Annotated in this window: 15 protein-coding genes; 9 read left to right on the top strand and 6 right to left on the bottom strand. The window is 35.9% G+C overall.

Going from position 1 to position 15735, the window contains the following annotated elements:
• Positions 1-122: 122 nt before the first annotated feature.
• The 4 genes from VB796_RS20225 (at position 123) to ccsA (ending at position 4336) form a co-directional block, all read left to right on the top strand.
• Complete coding sequence (locus VB796_RS20225) at positions 123-785, top strand: cytochrome c biogenesis protein (RefSeq protein ID WP_323348408.1); 663 nt, start codon at positions 123-125, stop codon at positions 783-785.
• Positions 786-837: 52 nt separating this feature from the next.
• Positions 838-1059 (top strand): CcmD family protein, encoded by a 222-nt coding sequence (locus VB796_RS20220; protein ID WP_323348407.1) that lies wholly within the window; start codon positions 838-840, stop codon positions 1057-1059.
• An 87-nt stretch (positions 1060-1146) separates the two neighbouring features.
• A complete protein-coding gene (locus tag VB796_RS20215) occupies positions 1147-1587 on the top strand; it encodes a cytochrome c maturation protein CcmE (RefSeq protein WP_323348406.1) in 441 nt (146 codons plus the stop codon).
• Between the two features lie 178 nt (positions 1588-1765).
• Positions 1766-4336 carry a cytochrome c biogenesis protein CcsA gene (gene ccsA / locus VB796_RS20210; RefSeq protein WP_323348405.1) on the top strand — a complete coding sequence of 857 codons (2571 nt, stop codon included), beginning with the start codon at positions 1766-1768 and terminating at the stop codon, positions 4334-4336.
• 334 nt (positions 4337-4670) lie between these two features.
• On the opposite strand, the gene VB796_RS20205 is transcribed toward ccsA, so the two are convergent.
• Positions 4671-5483, bottom strand: a complete 813-nt coding sequence (locus VB796_RS20205; RefSeq protein WP_323348404.1) for an ion transporter — start codon at positions 5481-5483, stop codon at positions 4671-4673.
• A 111-nt stretch (positions 5484-5594) separates the two neighbouring features.
• Positions 5595-6872: a phosphopyruvate hydratase gene (gene eno, locus VB796_RS20200; RefSeq protein ID WP_323348403.1), complete on the bottom strand. Its 1278-nt coding sequence runs from the start codon at positions 6870-6872 to the stop codon at positions 5595-5597.
• 249 nt (positions 6873-7121) lie between these two features.
• Here eno and VB796_RS20195 point away from each other — a divergent pair, with 249 nt between their 5' ends.
• Entirely contained in the window at positions 7122-7829 is a 708-nt protein-coding gene (locus VB796_RS20195; RefSeq protein ID WP_323348402.1) for a thioredoxin domain-containing protein, read from the top strand.
• A 40-nt stretch (positions 7830-7869) separates the two neighbouring features.
• On the top strand, positions 7870-8907 hold the full coding sequence (locus VB796_RS20190) for an acyltransferase (protein ID WP_323348401.1): 1038 nt from the start codon (positions 7870-7872) through the stop codon (positions 8905-8907).
• A 127-nt stretch (positions 8908-9034) separates the two neighbouring features.
• Here VB796_RS20190 and thiL read toward each other — a convergent pair whose 3' ends face one another.
• On the bottom strand, positions 9035-10063 hold the full coding sequence (thiL, locus tag VB796_RS20185) for a thiamine-phosphate kinase (protein WP_323348400.1): 1029 nt from the start codon (positions 10061-10063) through the stop codon (positions 9035-9037).
• A 115-nt stretch (positions 10064-10178) separates the two neighbouring features.
• Positions 10179-10658 carry a hypothetical protein gene (locus tag VB796_RS20180; RefSeq protein ID WP_323348399.1) on the bottom strand — a complete coding sequence of 160 codons (480 nt, stop codon included), beginning with the start codon at positions 10656-10658 and terminating at the stop codon, positions 10179-10181.
• A 144-nt stretch (positions 10659-10802) separates the two neighbouring features.
• Between VB796_RS20180 and VB796_RS20175 the strand changes: the two genes are divergently transcribed.
• The 3 genes from VB796_RS20175 to VB796_RS20165 all read left to right on the top strand — a co-directional run bounded on the left by VB796_RS20175 (position 10803) and on the right by VB796_RS20165 (position 13549).
• Positions 10803-11030: a cytochrome b5 domain-containing protein gene (locus tag VB796_RS20175; protein WP_323348398.1), complete on the top strand. Its 228-nt coding sequence runs from the start codon at positions 10803-10805 to the stop codon at positions 11028-11030.
• 103 nt (positions 11031-11133) lie between these two features.
• Positions 11134-11979, top strand: coding sequence for an N-acetylglucosamine kinase (locus tag VB796_RS20170; RefSeq protein WP_323348397.1), 846 nt, complete (start codon positions 11134-11136; stop codon positions 11977-11979).
• 142 nt (positions 11980-12121) lie between these two features.
• Positions 12122-13549 carry a TonB-dependent receptor gene (locus tag VB796_RS20165; RefSeq protein WP_323348396.1) on the top strand — a complete coding sequence of 476 codons (1428 nt, stop codon included), beginning with the start codon at positions 12122-12124 and terminating at the stop codon, positions 13547-13549.
• A 60-nt stretch (positions 13550-13609) separates the two neighbouring features.
• Here the strand turns inward: VB796_RS20165 and mnmD are convergent, their stop codons facing one another.
• The gene (gene mnmD / locus VB796_RS20160; protein ID WP_323348395.1) at positions 13610-14263 is read right to left on the bottom strand and encodes a tRNA (5-methylaminomethyl-2-thiouridine)(34)-methyltransferase MnmD; all 654 of its coding nucleotides are present in this window, start codon (positions 14261-14263) and stop codon (positions 13610-13612) included.
• A 91-nt stretch (positions 14264-14354) separates the two neighbouring features.
• Positions 14355-15452 (bottom strand): glutamine-hydrolyzing carbamoyl-phosphate synthase small subunit, encoded by a 1098-nt coding sequence (gene carA / locus VB796_RS20155; RefSeq protein WP_323348394.1) that lies wholly within the window; start codon positions 15450-15452, stop codon positions 14355-14357.
• Between the last annotated feature and the right edge of the window lie 283 nt (positions 15453-15735).

The raw sequence follows: 15735 nt of genomic DNA, 5'->3' as shown, positions 1-15735 counted from the left end.
AAATAGAGATTAAAAAGTATAGTGATATAAAATAGACTTATCAATGAATGTTTTAGAGGTTTACAGGCTAACTATTTGCAGTCCGACTGATAACTGATAATTGTTTACTGATAACTGGTATTATGAAAAACAATTGGTATAAATTCTTAGCCGTAGGGCTACTTTACTATGTATTAATTTGGGGATTTCTTGGTAGAATTCCACGTCAGCCTGTTTTGCATGAGACAGCACGTAATTTGTATTTTCACGTACCCATGTGGTTCGGGATGTTTACGATGTTGAGTGTGTCGGTTTGGAATTCAATCAAATACCTACGTAGTCCACAAACGTTATTTGATACAAAAGCTGCTGAATACGCCAGTACAGGAATTTTATTCGGAATTGTTGGGATTGCAACGGGAAGTATTTGGGCAAGATATACGTGGGGAGCTTGGTGGACAAATGATGTAAAACTCAATGGTGCGGCAATCGGATTGTTGATTTATTTCGCTTATATCATCTTGCGTGGTTCATTCAACGATGAACAACAAAGGGCAAGAATTTCTGCCATTTACAATATTTTTGCGGTAGCCTTGTTGATACCTTTATTGATTATTCTTCCAAGAATGACCGATTCTCTTCATCCAGGAAATGGTGGAAATCCAGGTTTTAAACCAATGGATACCGAGCATACCATGAGAATTGTATTTTACCCTGCGTGTCTTGGTTGGATTTGTCTGGGTTATTGGATTACTAATTTGAGATTGAGACTGAAAAAAATTGAACAGAGTTTAGCTGAAAATTAGTCCATATTGAATCAATCTTAAAATAATTTTGAAGACTTTATAATATTTTAAAATGAAAAAATTACTTTCCCTAATCACGTTTTTATTAATCTCGGTAAGTTTGTTCGCCCAAGATAATGCTTCTAATGAAATAGACATGGCAGACAAATTGTATGCTGATGGTAGAATTTATGTAGTTGTAGCTGTCGTTGCAACCATTTTTACGGGCATCATCGTTTATTTAATAAACCTTGATAGTAAAATTTCAAAGTTAGAAAAACAATTAAAAAAATAGGTTTTAGGTGTTGGTTATTAGGTTTTAGTATTTACAAACTTACATACTAAAACCTAATCACTAACCCCTAAATCCTAACAACTAAATATGAAAAAGACACATATTTTTGGACTTATCGTGATTGCTATTGCTGTTGCAATCCTTGTTTCAACGGGTACAGAAGCAAGTACCTATACTGATTTTGCAGATGCAGAAGTGAAGGCTAAAAGCGGTGATGTAAATCAAGTTCATGTGGTAGGTAAACTAAAGAAAAGTGCTACTGGTGATATTGAGGATTTGATTTATAACCCAGCCATTGATGCCAATCACTTAGAATTTACGTTAACTGATAACAAAGGTCGTTCACAAAAAGTAGTATATAATGCTCCTAAACCACAAGATTTAGGTAAGGCAGAACAAATCGTTATTATTGGTAGCATGGAAGGACAGGTTTTCAAGTGTGAGAAAATTTTGTTGAAATGTCCTTCAAAATATCAAGACGGTAATGCTGAATTTAAAGAAGTAGAAAAAACAGCAAAACAGTCATAATTATAAACTCTTAGCAATTATAAGAGACAGTAGTTTGAGGCTACACAGAGAACCACAGAGGTTAGAAATGAGAGCCACAGAGGTTTTTAAAGTATATTTTCTGTGGCTCTCATTTTTCACTGTGGTTCTTTGTGTAGCCTCATTTTCACAAGTATTAAATTAAGTACCCAAAACAAAAATGTTTCATACAACCATCGGAAATATAGGTCATTTGTTTATTATTCTGTCATTTGTGGCATCAGTAATTGCAACTTTTGGCTATTTCAAATCTGTACAAACCACTGATTTAGACCAACAAGAATCTTGGAAACGCTTTTCTCGCTATGCTTTTTATGTGCATGGTGCAGCAGTTGTGGGAGTGATAATTTCTTTATTCTCAATTATTTATAACCATTATTTTGAGTATCATTACGCTTGGTCGCACTCGTCCAAAGCATTGCCTGTTTATTATATTATTTCTTGTTTCTGGGAAGGGCAGGAGGGAAGTTTCCTCCTGTGGATATTTTGGCACGCCGTTTTAGGCATTGTACTTATCAAAACTAATAAACATTGGGAAGCTCCTGTAATGGCAATTTTTGCAGCAGTTCAAACATTCCTTTGTTCGATGATTTTGGGTGTAGTTTTACCTGTAATCGACTTGAAAATTGGTTCATCACCATTCTTGATGATGCGAGAAGCCATGCCTGATTTACCCATTTGGCAAATGAAACCCGATTTTATTGCCGAAGATGGTAGAGGTTTGAATCCTTTGCTTCAAAATTATTGGATGGTAATTCACCCGCCAACGCTTTTTTTAGGTTTTGCGACTACTTTAATTCCTTTTGCCTATGCAATGGCAGGTTTATGGAGACGTGAATATTCAGCATGGATTCGTCCAGCTTTGCCTTGGGCTTTGTTTTCGGGTTTGGTTTTGGGTGTAGGAATTATCATGGGTGGATATTGGGCTTATGAAACTCTAAACTTTGGTGGATATTGGAACTGGGACCCCGTTGAAAATGCGTCGTTTGTGCCTTGGTTGGTATTGGTAGCAACCATTCACTGTATGATTATTTACAAAACGAACCAGACGGCTTTGAGAACCTCATTTATTTTGGTGATAGCCACGTTTATTTTGGTTTTATACTCCACATTCCTGAACAGAAGCGGTATTTTGGGAGAGGCCTCAGTTCACTCATTTACAGATTTAGGACTTTCTGGTCAGTTATTGATTTATTTACTTTTCTTCCTGTTTATCGCCATTGGTTTATTGGTATGGAGGTGGAAAGAAGTACCATCAGACGAAAAAGAAGTGTCAACTTATAGCCGTGAATTTTGGATTTTCATGGGGGCAACGACGCTCTGTCTGTCTGCTTTTCAGATTATTGCGGCAACCTCATTACCTGTTTATAACAAAATTGTGGAAGGGTTAGGCTTTGTTTCAAAATTAGCTCCTCCTGCCGATGCTGCCAATTATTATTCTAAGTTTCAGTTATGGTTTGGCGTTGGAATTGCAGTGTTTTCGGGCATTGGACAATCATTTTGGTGGAAAAAAATCAAGCAAGAAAACTTCGCCAAATACTTTCTTATGCCTTTATTAGCAAGTTTGATTTTGACCTTTGTTGTGATTTTCTTTACAACAAAATCTCAAACAGGCGATTTCTTTGATTCGCCAACATATATCGTTTTATTGTTTGGTGGAATATTCTCCATTTTGACAAACGGCTCAATTTTGTTTGATATTTTCAAAGGGAATTACAAACTTTCGGGCGGTGCAGTTACACATATTGGTGTAGCAATGATGCTTTTGGGAATATTATTTTCTTCGGGATATTCAAAAGTTGTATCAATCAATACCGCAGGTTTTAATATTTCTAACGATAAATCATTCACAGAAAACAACGGAAAAGAAAATAAAGAAAACGTGATGTTGTGGCTGAATACGCCTCAGAAAATGGATAATTATACGCTCACTTACAAGGGTGTGCGTGTAGAAGGACGTGAATTGCCTGATTATCTTCGTCCTGAGCAGGTAGAAATTATTGAAAATGATTTCCATGCTATTGCTTTACAAGACATTGAACAGAAAGGAAAGAAATACTATTCAAAAGGTGATACTTTGCCCGTTTTCCCAGAAAATAAATATTATGAAATTGATTTTAGAGATAAAGACGGACGAGTAACAACGCTTTACCCACGTTTTCAAATTAATAAGAAAATGGGTAATTCTGTGTCTCCAGCTCTCAAACGTAATGTTGGGACGGATTTATACACTTACGTTGCCCTTGCACCAGACTTAGACCAACGTGAATGGAGCAAAACGGAAGATTATACCATTGCAGTAAAAGATACTTTTTTCTTGAACGATTACGTAGCGGTTTTGGATAATGTTACTCGTGTCAATGAATTTGAAGGAAAACCATTAGGACCAAACGATGCAGCGGTTCAGGCTACGATAAAAGTAATGGGTAAGGAGTTTATCCAATATGAAGTGAAACCAACTTTTGTAATTCGTGATGGAATGGTAGCGATGCCACCGATTGAAAATAACGAAGTAGGCATCAGAGCAAAATTTACTAATATTGACCCTAAAACAGGTAAATTTGGTTTTGCCTTCAATACAACACAAAGAGATTATGTAGTTTTAAAAGCAATTGAAAAACCATTAATTAATCTATTATGGATTGGTACTTTGGTATTAATGGTTGGCTTCACAATGGCAATTATCAGACGTTATCGTGAGTTTAAATTGATGAGAGATAAAGGATTATAAGGATTACAATATTATTTGTAGAGACAAGGCACTGCCTTGTCTCTTTTTTGCATTAGGATGTTACTATTTTCGTCCTTTAGAGAAGGCAGTGATTTCAAACATCTGTTAGACTGTTGTCCTATTTTCGTCCTTTAGATAAGGCTGTGCTTTCACAATATCTGTTAGACTGTTGTCCTATTTTCGTCCTTTAGATAAGGCAGTGCTTTCAAACATCTGTTAGACTGTTGGCCTATTTCCGTCCTTTAGACAAGGCAGTGCCTTCAAACATCTGTTAGACTGTTGTCCTATTTCCGTCCTTTAGACAAGGCAGTGCCTTGTCTCTACCAAAAAATAATCAATGTTTATGCTCATGAAAATCTTTTCCACAATGAGGACATTTAATTTTTCTTCTTTCTCCCTGTTCACGAATTTGTTCTGCAAATCCTGATGCTAAAATACCCGTTGGTAAAGCAAAAAATGATACACCCAAAATGGCAATGATTCCACCTAAAACTTTCCCTAATGGCGTGATTGGTTTTAAATCTCCATAACCAGCAGTAGTCATATTATTGACACCCCACCACATCGCTTCTGGAATACTACTAAATGCTTCTGGTTGGGCAGGATGTTCTACATAATACACCAAACTCGAAGAAATAATAAGGGTAAAAAGGATAAAAACCATACTCAAAACTAACTCTTCCTGTTTATCTTTTACTACTCGCTGAATTACAATTAAGGCATGAAAATACTTGCTTACTCTGAATAAACGTAACATTCTCAATAATCTCAATATACGGATAAAGCCTAAATCTTTGATGAAATAAGAAGCAAAAAAAGGTAGAATTGCCAGTAAATCAATAAGTCCCCAAACAGAAAAAATGAATTTTAAACGACCTCTTAGTGGGTGTTTATATTTGTCATTTTCCACACAAGACCAAATCCTAAGTAGATATTCGATGGCAAAAACGGTAACGGAGAATACTTCAAATTCATGAAAAAAACGCTCATATTTTTCTCTGATTGAAGGAACTGTATGCAAAATAATAGAGAGAGTGTTGAGGAAAATAACGACTGTCAAAAAGAGGTTAATGACGAAACTAATGCCGCTTTTTCGTCGGATAGAGATTTCGAGAATATTGTGTACACGTTTTCTAAAAGAAGTCATATAATCAGCTTTTGTACAAAAATAGGGAATTATGTGTGCTGATAAAATTTGTATAACAAAAAACGCCTTGCAGAAAGATTCTACAAGGCGTTTTTAATGTTTCAATCAAGATTACATATTCAATCCTGGGAAGTAAGCGTTTGCTCCTAATTCCTCTTCGATACGAAGTAATTGATTGTATTTTGCCATACGGTCTGAACGTGAAGCCGAACCAGTTTTGATTTGACCTGTGTTCAATGCTACTGCTAAGTCAGCAATGGTAGCATCTTCAGTTTCACCTGAACGGTGAGACATGATGTTTTTGTATGAATTACGTTTTGCTAAGTTGATTGTGTCGATTGTTTCAGTTAAAGAACCAATTTGGTTTACTTTTACCAATACAGCGTTTGCAACGCCTTGCTCGATACCCATTTGTAAACGTTTTACGTTAGTTACAAATAAATCATCACCAACTAATTGACATTTGTTACCAATTAAGTTAGTTTGTTCTTTCCAACCTGCCCAGTCATCTTCAGCCATACCGTCTTCGATAGAAATGATTGGATATTTGTCAGCCCAAGTTTTCCAATAAGCAGCCATTTCCATGTTGTTCAATTGCTTACCATCAGATTTCTTGAATGTATAAAGACCCGTTTTTTCGTCATAGAATTCAGAAGCAGCAGCATCCATAGCGATGAAAATTTCTTCACCTGGTTTGTAGCCTGCTTTTTCGATTGATTGTAAAACGATTTCGATAGCCTCTTCGTTAGACTTGATGTTTGGTGCAAAACCACCTTCATCACCTACGTTAGTTGAATATCCTTTAGATTTCAATACGCCTTTCAAAGCATGGAAAACCTCAGTACCCATACGCAAAGCGTGTGAGAATGATTCAGCTTTCGCTGGCATTACCATAAATTCTTGGAAGTCGATTGAATTATCAGCGTGAGAACCACCATTCAAGATGTTCATCATTGGAACTGGCAACGTGTTAGCATTAACACCACCAATGTAACGATATAATGATAAACCTGACTCCATAGCTGCTGCTTTAGCTACTGCCAAAGAAACACCCAAAATAGCGTTTGCTCCTAATTTGCTTTTGTTCGGAGTTCCGTCCAATTCAATCATCAAACGGTCAATCATGTTTTGTTCAGAAACTTCTAAACCCCACAATTCTTGAGCGATGGTAGTGTTTACGTTTTCAACGGCTTTCAAAACGCCTTTACCCACGTAAGTGCTTTTGTCCTCGTCACGTAATTCAACTGCTTCGTGAATACCTGTTGAAGCTCCAGAAGGCACTGCGGCACGTCCAAAAGCACCGTCTTCGGTACGAATATCTACTTCTACAGTTGGATTACCACGTGAATCCAAAATTTGTCTTGCGTGTACATACTGAATTGCACTCATTTTTCTTAGATTTTGTTTTTGATTATAAATTATTAGCCGAAGACTTTACGCTTTAGGCAATAGGCTATTAACTTACTACTCAAATGGTTTATTTTTGGGTAATTTTATATGCTCATAATTCAAGCATTGCCTAAAGCGTACAGCATATAGCTCATAGCTTAGAAATTCTAAACAAAATTAATTCTTTTTTCAAGATTGTTTGTACTTTTCTAATAGTTTCATGTCATAATTGTTTTAATCCCCTTTAAAATGAAAAATAATATTTGTTCAATCATATTTTTTGCCATAGTATATTTTGCAAATACCTTAATTGGCTTCTCACAAGTTTTGTCAATTGACGATTTTGAGAAAAAATATGCAGAAATGCCCTCCGCACAGTTGGTCGATGTACGTACAACGGGCGAATATGGTGGCGGTCATTTGCCAAAATCCCAAAATATTGACTACCGAAGTACGGATTTTACCCAAAAGATTCAGACTTTAGATAAAACCAAACCCGTTTTTGTCTATTGTCTTTCAGGTGGAAGAAGTTCAGAAGCTGCCAATATAATGAAGCAAAATGGTTTCTCTCAAGTTTATGAAATGGGCGGAGGATACTTGAAATGGACAACCAAAATGAAACCTGTTGAAGGGGTAAAGATAGTTGAGAAATCAAATGCTTTGTCAAAAGAATATATGGATAAATTGCTGAAAGACAATAAGATAGTTGTACTTGATTTTTATGCTACTTGGTGTGGGCCTTGTATTAAGATGATGCCAACCGTGGATAAATTAAAAGCAGAAATGGAAGGGAAAGTAGCTTTTGAAAAAGTTGATTCAGACGCTAATAAAGCATTAGTTGCTGAATATAAAATTGATGAAATTCCTACGTTTTTGATTTATAAAAACGGTAAATTGACAATGCGTGCAGTGGGTTTTCAGACTGAAAAGGGTTTTAGAGAAATGATTGGAGAATAATTTTAAACTAATTTATAGTAATACATTAACCACTGATAAAATGCCCAAAATTTATTGGATAAGCAATCTCAGAGTATTTGCAACCCTAATTGTTGTATTGCTTCATACTGCCAGTAATGGTGTCTATCACTTTGGGAAAATGCCCGTAGATTCTTGGTGGATTTGTAATATAATCAATACTTTTGGGCGTTTTGCTGTTCCTGTTTTTGTGATATTGTCGGGATATTTGTTATTAGACCGTTATGATAATTTAGCAACATTTCTTTCCAAGCGTTTTAGTAGAATCTTCGTTCCTTTCTTGATTTGGCTTTTCATTTACATGATTCACGGAACTTTTAAAGGCATAAAAGCGGAACAAGTAAACTGGTTGTCAGTCGATTGGATTGTGAGAATTTTAACCAATAATGCCAGCGGTTCGGGACAATTATGGTTTGTTTATATGCTTTTGGGTTTGTATTTGTTTACGCCAGTTTTGAGCCGTTGGTTTGTGGCTGCCCCCAAAAATGAAGTGTTATTTTTCTTAGGAATGTGGTTTGTGGCAAATTCTTGTTTTTTAGTTTTAGAAAAAACAATGAATATAAAACCTTATTTCGATTTCCGTTATTTTACGGGTTTTGCGGGATATTTTGTTTTAGGAGCTTATCTGAAAAAATATCCAATTTTGCCTTCTGCTCAAATATTGCTTTTAGCCATTGCTTTATTCCTAATCGGCTGGATTTCAACCATGTTTACCGTAGAATTTTTCTCAAAACAAGCAGGAAAATATATGGATTTATTAGGCTATCATAGTCCTTTGGTAGTCATGATGAGTTTGGGAATTGTGTTGTTTTTTCAACAAATACTCAATAAACCCTTTGCCGAGAAAATAATCGGAGAGATTGATGCGAGTAGCTACGGAATTTTCTTGTTTCACTGGTTAGTGATGAAAATTCTTTCGAGAGATTTTAAAATTAATTTTTCTATGTACCCAAATCCGATTCCAGGAATGTTACTTCATTTTATTCTTACGACGGTTATCTGCATTATTGTCATCGGAATTATTAGACGACTACCGAAAGGACATTGGATTACGGGGTAGAGATGGAGTTTATGAGTTAAGGGTTTATGGCTGAGTTTGTATAGACTCTTAACCGAATAAACTTTTAGGTACTAAATAGGTAACCCCATAACTCATAAACTTTTAACATTACACTCATAAACTCATACTAAAAATGTTCATAACCAGGGGCAGTAATTTTTACTAACGTTCCTGATTTCATCATCATTTGTGGTTCTAAAACTTCATTAGTCATGTAACCAATGATGCTTATATCGTTCATGTTCTTGATTTTTTCATAGTCTTCCTGCTTCACCGTAAAGAGTAGTTCGTAATCTTCACCACCGTTTAGGGCTGCCGTCATTGGGCTAAAATTCAGTTCAGTAGCAGTTAAATAAGTTTGGTCTTCAATCGGAATTTTATCTTCAAAAATCACGGCACCGATATTTGAACTCTTCGAAATATGCAAAAGTTCAGCAGCCAATCCGTCCGAAACATCAATCATCGAAGTGGGTACAACACCCAAATCACGCAATTCATACACTACGTCCATGCGGGCTTGTGGTTTCAACTGACGCTCAATCACATAATCTTTTTCTTTGTCAATTTGTGGTTGCATATCAGGATTTGCCAAGAATACTTGTTTCTCACGCTCAAGCGTTTGTAAGCCCATCAAAGCTGCCCCAAAATCCCCTGAAACACAAATAATATCATTAACTTTTGCCGTATTTCTATAAACGATTTTCTCTTTTTCAGCAAAGCCTAAAGCCGTTATCGAAATGACTAATCCAGAGCGAGAAGCCGAAGTATCGCCACCTACCAAATCTACTTTATATTCATCACAAGCGGCTTTGATTCCTTCGTATAATTCTTCAACAGCTTCTACCGAAATACGATTACTCAATCCTAAACTCACCGTAATTTGTTTCGGAATGGCATTCATGGCTGCAATGTCAGAAATATTAACCGCAACAGCTTTATAACCCAAAAGTTTGAGGGGTGAATACGATAAGTCAAAGTGAATACCTTCAATCAATAAATCAGTTGAAACGACCAATTCTTTTCCTGCCGAATCAATCACAGCGGCATCGTCGCCAATACCTTTAAGTGTTTCTGGATTATTGATTGGAAATTTAGCATTGATTAATCTTATCAAGCCAAATTCTCCAATGGTGCTTAGTTCTGTTCTTTGTTCCATGCTACAAAGTTAGTGAGTGATTGAGTGATTGGGTGAATGAGTGATTGTTTTTTTAGTATACAAAACAAAAAAGCCGTCCTTTTCAGAACGGCTTTCGTAATTATTTATATTTGGTTTACGGATTCACTAATTGTAAATTCACGGTTGTATTACCAGCTTTAAGGTCTGGCTGTGCAGATTCTAATGTTACCGCCGTAGCAGTTACAGTTGAGGTAATATTATAAGCAATAGTGCCAGTTGTTCCAGTTGGTGGAGCACCAGCCGTATTTTTTAAACCTGATAATGTTAAAACTTTGTCACTGCCCGATAACGCCCAAGTACCAGAGAAAGACGTACCATCTTGAGCTGTTAAGCTGGCAGAACCCGAACCATTTGTAATAGCTCCTAATGTAAGTTTGTAGCTACTATATCCAGCTTTAATATTAGAAGTAGCTCCTTTTTGGTAAACTTGAGTGCCATTTTCTTTCGCAATACTAACAGTCCAAGTTTTTGTTAAATTTTCGGCAGCAGTAGGTTCTGGAGTAGATGTTTTACCACAGCTTAAAACCAACATAAAAGCAAATAGAATAGGTAAGTAAAAAAATATTTTTTTCATAATGATTGTACGATTTTTATTTTGAAAGTTAAAAATGATAAATTAATTTGAAACGAGCAAATCTAATTGAAAATTTGAGATTCTAAAATCTACTATTTAGTGTTAAAGTGTTGATTGTCAATTGTTTTGTAAAATTTGTAAAAAATGAAAGAATACACGAAATCTCAATTGTCCTTACGTAATGGTCAAGACCGAGACGAAATTTGGGTGGCTTTTCAAGGACAGATTTATGACGTTACAAAATCTCGTCTTTGGAAAAATGGCAAACATTATGAACATTGGGCAGGGCAAGACCTTACCGAAGAACTCGCCGATGCTCCGCATACAGAAACCGTTTTTACTAAGTTTGAAATCGTAGGGAAATTGCTTTGAACCTTTAGACTTTCATTCTTCACAATGGTTTATTTTCTAATGACAAAGACGCTAAAAACCTGTGAAAAGGTTGCATTATTAAAAAAGATTCTGACATAAAATCATGAAATTAATCGCCGAAAGTGGCTCAACTAAAACCGATTGGCGGACAATTTCTGCCGACGGACAAATTTCTCAATATAAAACGGTTGGTTTTAATCCTTATTACCAAACGGCTGAGAATATTGCTGAAGAATTACGTACAAATCTTTTACCAAATTTACCTAACACAAATATTGACGAAGTATTTTATTACGGAACAGGTATTACTAACTATGAAAAAGCGGAGGTAATTCGTCAGGCAATAAGAATGGTATTTGATAATGTCAAAACCATCGAAGCTCATTCTGATATGCTTGCCGCTGCCCGTTCCTTGTGTGGACGTGAGGCAGGTATTGCGTGTATTTTGGGAACAGGGTCAAATTCTTGTTTTTATGATGGAGAAAGTATTGCCTTTCAAGTACCACCACTTGGTTTTTGGTTGGGCGATGAAGGCTCGGGTGGGTATCTGGGCAAACAACTTATTCTGAGTTATTTACATAAAGAATTGCCCGATGATTTACGAACTAAATTTGATAAGCGTTTTGGTATAAAAGACCGTCTTGACATTATTGACAATGCTTATCAAAAGCCTTTTCCAAATCGGTATTTTGCTTCTTTTTCTAAGTTTATTTTTGATAATCGTCAACATCCATTCATGTATCAATTGGTGAGCAATACTTTTGGTTTATTTTTTGAAAAATACGTCTTGAAATACCCTGAATATCAAAAAAATAAAATTCATTTTACGGGTTCAGTGGCATTTTATTACTCTGATATTCTGCGACGAGTAGTAACTGAAAAGGGTTGTACATTGGGCGTAATTATGGAAAGCCCAATTGCGGGACTTACCCTTTTTCATCGAGATTAGAATTTTATAATTTACTAATTCTATGAAAAAATATTATTTTTTCAATACAATTAAAACAATATGACGTTATGATAGTAAATTGTAAACGCTTACAATAAGTGTACAATTGAATAGGAAATATTAAGACAACTGTTTACCGAATATGATTACTTACGATAGAAACATTGGAACCAAACAGAAGGCTCTACGCATCAATCTCGACCGCCGTATTTATGGTTCATTTGCTGAAATTGGAGCAGGGCAGGATGTAGCCGCAAACTTTTTTAAGTCAGGTGGAGCATCTGGAACTATCGCTAAAACTATTTCTGCCTACGATATGGCTTTTTCAGATGCCATTTATGGAGAGGAGGCATCGGGAAGGTATGTGGTAGAAGCACGTTTGCAGAAAATGCTCAATCGTGAATATAAATTGCTCAATGTTCGCTTGACCGAAATGGCTTCAGAGCGAACATTTTTTGCTTTCGCTGATACGGTTTCTGCCTTAAATTATCAGAAAACAAATGACCCTCATGGTTGGATTGGCTTACGTTTTCAACTTGAACCAAATGGGCAGCCAAATGATGTGGTAATTCACGTTAGAATGAAAGACAATGACAATGTTTTGCAACAACAAGCATTGGGAATTATTGGTGTAAACTTGATGTTTGGCTGTTTTTATTATCACGAGCAACCTGAAATTTTGCTTCAATCATTAATGGATGACCTTTCGTCTGACCGTATTGAGATTGATATGATTCGTTTTAGTGGACCAGATTTCAAGGATGTTGACGACCGAGTAATGTCTTTACACTTAGTGAAAAATGGTTTTACTAATGCTGCACTTTTTGGGCCAGACGGCAATGTGATGCAACCTTCGGAAGCCTTTTATAAAAAGCATATTGTAGCAGTGCGTGGGCGTTTCAGACCTGTTACAAATGTGTCTTTAGATATGATAAAAAAGGGTTTAAAGCAGTTTGAAAGCGAACCTGATGTTGATGATGATAAAGTGGTTTTGTTGGCAGAATTAACACTCAAAAATCTTCAAGCCAGTAGTAATGAACAAATCAATGAAAAAGACTTTTTGGATAGGGTTGATATTTTATGTTCGTTGGGACAAACAGTATTGATTTCTAATTTTCATGAATATTATCGTTTGGTTCAATATTTAGCAGGTTTTACTAAATTAAGAATGGGATTGATTTTGGGAATGCCAAACTTAGACTATATCTTTGAGGATAAGCACTATACAAATATTTCAGGGGGGATTTTGGCAGCTTTTTCAACGCTTTTTGCTCCCAAAATTAAGTTATATTTACACCCAACTATGAATGCTGATGGAGAAACCGTAACAACCAAAGAGTTTACGCCTCCAACACATTTAAAAGGACTTTTCCAATATTTGCAGGATAATGATAAATTTGCTGATATTAAAGATTATGACAAAAGATTATTGAGCATTAAAACAGATGATGTGTTGGCTCAAATTCAGTCAGGAGAAGAAGGTTGGGAAGAATTAGTACCGCCAACAGTTGTGAAATTGGTGAAAGAAAATTGTCTATTTGGGTATCCTTGCGAGGTTACGCCAGTTTAAAATAAAAACGTTGTCAGCGTTCAAAATGCTGACAACGTTAAAATACTTTCCATTTACTCATCACTCATTTATTGCCCTAACAACCTCTCTCTTTCCCCACATTCCTTGGTGTTTTTGAACGATAAAACCAGCCGTTTCCATGGCTTTTCTGACGACTGTTTTAGAACAATAAGTTGTTAAGAAACCACCTTTTTGCATGACTGAAGCCACTTTTGAAAATGTTTCTTCCGTCCAAAGTTCAGGTTGCGAAGATGGTGCAAACGCATCATAATAGACTACATCAAAAAGTTTGCTGGATGAAAAATTCTGTAAAGTTGTGTTGATTTTTGTTAGGTAGAAATTGGGATTTATTTCTACTTCTTCTCCCCATTTTGCTTCGTGAAGATTTTTTAATATTTGCCTGTGCAATTCATCTTGATAATTCAATAATTGAACATCCTCATTTGAAATCGGGAAAGGTTCAAGCGTAGTGTAGTGAATTATTAAATCATGTTTTTGAGCTTCTAAGACCGTTACCAAAGCATTTAATCCTGTACCAAAACCAACGTCCAAAACATTTATCTCCTTGATTTTTTGGGCTTTAGCCAATAATCCCAATTCAATATAAACCAATTGTGTTTCAGCCATTGCTCCACGTACTGAATGATAAAACTGCCCAAATTCAGAGCTATACAACGTGGTAAAACCATCGTCAGTAATTCTTAGTCTTTCCATAGTAAATAAGGGGATGTTTTTTAGGATTTAGTTGTCAAGCAAAATATCTAAGCAATTCAACTAAATCCTAAAACCCAGCCCCTAACCCCTGTTACAACATTCCAACGAAATTATCGAATAAATAACGTGAATCATGTGGGCCTGGAGAAGCCTCTGGGTGATGTTGTACCGAAAATGCAGGTTTATCAGTTCTTCTTAAACCTTCTACCGTTTTATCATTCAAGTTAATATGAGTCAATTCTACGTTTGAGGCTGCTTCCAATTCTTCCATTTTCACGGCAAAACCATGATTTTGAGAAGTGATTTCTGAAAGCCCTGTAATCAAGTTTTTTACAGGATGATTCAAGCCACGGTGTCCGTTTTTCATTTTGTAAGTTGAAAGTCCAGACGCTTGAGCCAAAATTTGGTGTCCCAAACAAATTCCAAACGTTGGATTGTCATTATCCACAATTTGTTTTACCGTTTCAACAGCGTAAGGCATTACGGCAGGGTCGCCAGGGCCATTTGAAACAAAATATCCATCAGGATTCCAAGCTTTCATTTCTTCAAAAGAAGTTTTGGCAGGGAAAACTTTTAAATAACAACCTCTGTCGGTTAAGTTGCTCAAAATGCTTTTCTTAACGCCCAAATCTAAAACCGCTACTTTTTTTTCAGCCTCAGGATTTCCCAAGAAATAAGTTTCCTGTGTACATACCTGAGACGATAATTCCAACCCTTCCATTGGCGGAACTTTTGCCAGTTCTTTTTTCAATTCTTCTACATCTAAAATTTCAGAAGAAATGATGCAGTTCATCACGCCAGCTTCACGGATATGACGTACAATTTGGCGAGTATCAACTCCAGAAATACCTACAATTCCAGCTTTTTCAAAGTAATTTTGAAGAGAGTCATCTGCAGTTTTACGAGAATGAATAGGTGAAAATTCATTACAAACCATTCCCGAAATTTTTACAGATGAAGATTCTGCTTCCAAATCTTCAACAATACCATAATTCCCGATGTGAGAAGTAGTATTAACGACAACTTGCCCAAAATAAGAAGGGTCAGTATAAATTTCCTGATAACCCGTCATACCTGTATTGAAACAAATTTCTCCGCCATGTGTCCCGATTTTGCCGAGTGCATTTCCTTTAAAAACTGTACCGTCTTCCAACAATAAAATAGCTGGTTGGCTTTGTGTTACTTTCATTATATCCTTGCTTTTTATGTAAGTAATAGGTTTTGGGTTTTAGGTTTTGGGTTTTAGAGCAATAGTTATAAGTGATTTTACTTATTTTATTGCTTTCTACCTCATACCTGCTGCCTCATACCTCTAAAAAAAGGAGGTCAATGAACTTGACCTCCTAAAATATTATTAAAAACTGGAAGATACCCTTCTGTGAAGGTAAATCTTCGGTCATTTTCCAGTTTTTGCACATATCAGATTTTAATTTTTTGATTAACGATGCAAAGATAGGGCATAAATGAATTTT

Origin of the sequence: Arcicella sp. LKC2W (genome assembly GCF_034931005.1) — a bacterium.
In the GTDB taxonomy this organism is placed as follows: domain Bacteria; phylum Bacteroidota; class Bacteroidia; order Cytophagales; family Spirosomataceae; genus Arcicella.
The sequence above is the reverse complement of the archived record's forward strand: the minus strand, read 5'-3'. Positions and strand labels throughout refer to the sequence as shown.

Excerpts from the sequence above, each read along its gene's own strand:
- VB796_RS20225 (WP_323348408.1), top strand. The coding sequence starts at position 123 with ATGAAAAACAATTGGTATAAATTCTTAGCCGTAGGGCTACTTTACTAT.
- VB796_RS20220 (WP_323348407.1), top strand. The coding sequence starts at position 838 with ATGAAAAAATTACTTTCCCTAATCACGTTTTTATTAATCTCGGTAAGT.
- VB796_RS20215 (WP_323348406.1), top strand. The coding sequence starts at position 1,147 with ATGAAAAAGACACATATTTTTGGACTTATCGTGATTGCTATTGCTGTT.
- ccsA (WP_323348405.1), top strand. The coding sequence starts at position 1,766 with ATGTTTCATACAACCATCGGAAATATAGGTCATTTGTTTATTATTCTG.
- VB796_RS20205 (WP_323348404.1), bottom strand. The coding sequence starts at position 5,483 with ATGACTTCTTTTAGAAAACGTGTACACAATATTCTCGAAATCTCTATC.
- eno (WP_323348403.1), bottom strand. The coding sequence starts at position 6,872 with ATGAGTGCAATTCAGTATGTACACGCAAGACAAATTTTGGATTCACGT.
- VB796_RS20195 (WP_323348402.1), top strand. The coding sequence starts at position 7,122 with ATGAAAAATAATATTTGTTCAATCATATTTTTTGCCATAGTATATTTT.
- VB796_RS20190 (WP_323348401.1), top strand. The coding sequence starts at position 7,870 with ATGCCCAAAATTTATTGGATAAGCAATCTCAGAGTATTTGCAACCCTA.
- thiL (WP_323348400.1), bottom strand. The coding sequence starts at position 10,063 with ATGGAACAAAGAACAGAACTAAGCACCATTGGAGAATTTGGCTTGATA.
- VB796_RS20180 (WP_323348399.1), bottom strand. The coding sequence starts at position 10,658 with ATGAAAAAAATATTTTTTTACTTACCTATTCTATTTGCTTTTATGTTG.
- VB796_RS20175 (WP_323348398.1), top strand. The coding sequence starts at position 10,803 with ATGAAAGAATACACGAAATCTCAATTGTCCTTACGTAATGGTCAAGAC.
- VB796_RS20170 (WP_323348397.1), top strand. The coding sequence starts at position 11,134 with ATGAAATTAATCGCCGAAAGTGGCTCAACTAAAACCGATTGGCGGACA.
- VB796_RS20165 (WP_323348396.1), top strand. The coding sequence starts at position 12,122 with ATGATTACTTACGATAGAAACATTGGAACCAAACAGAAGGCTCTACGC.
- mnmD (WP_323348395.1), bottom strand. The coding sequence starts at position 14,263 with ATGGAAAGACTAAGAATTACTGACGATGGTTTTACCACGTTGTATAGC.
- carA (WP_323348394.1), bottom strand. The coding sequence starts at position 15,452 with ATGAAAGTAACACAAAGCCAACCAGCTATTTTATTGTTGGAAGACGGT.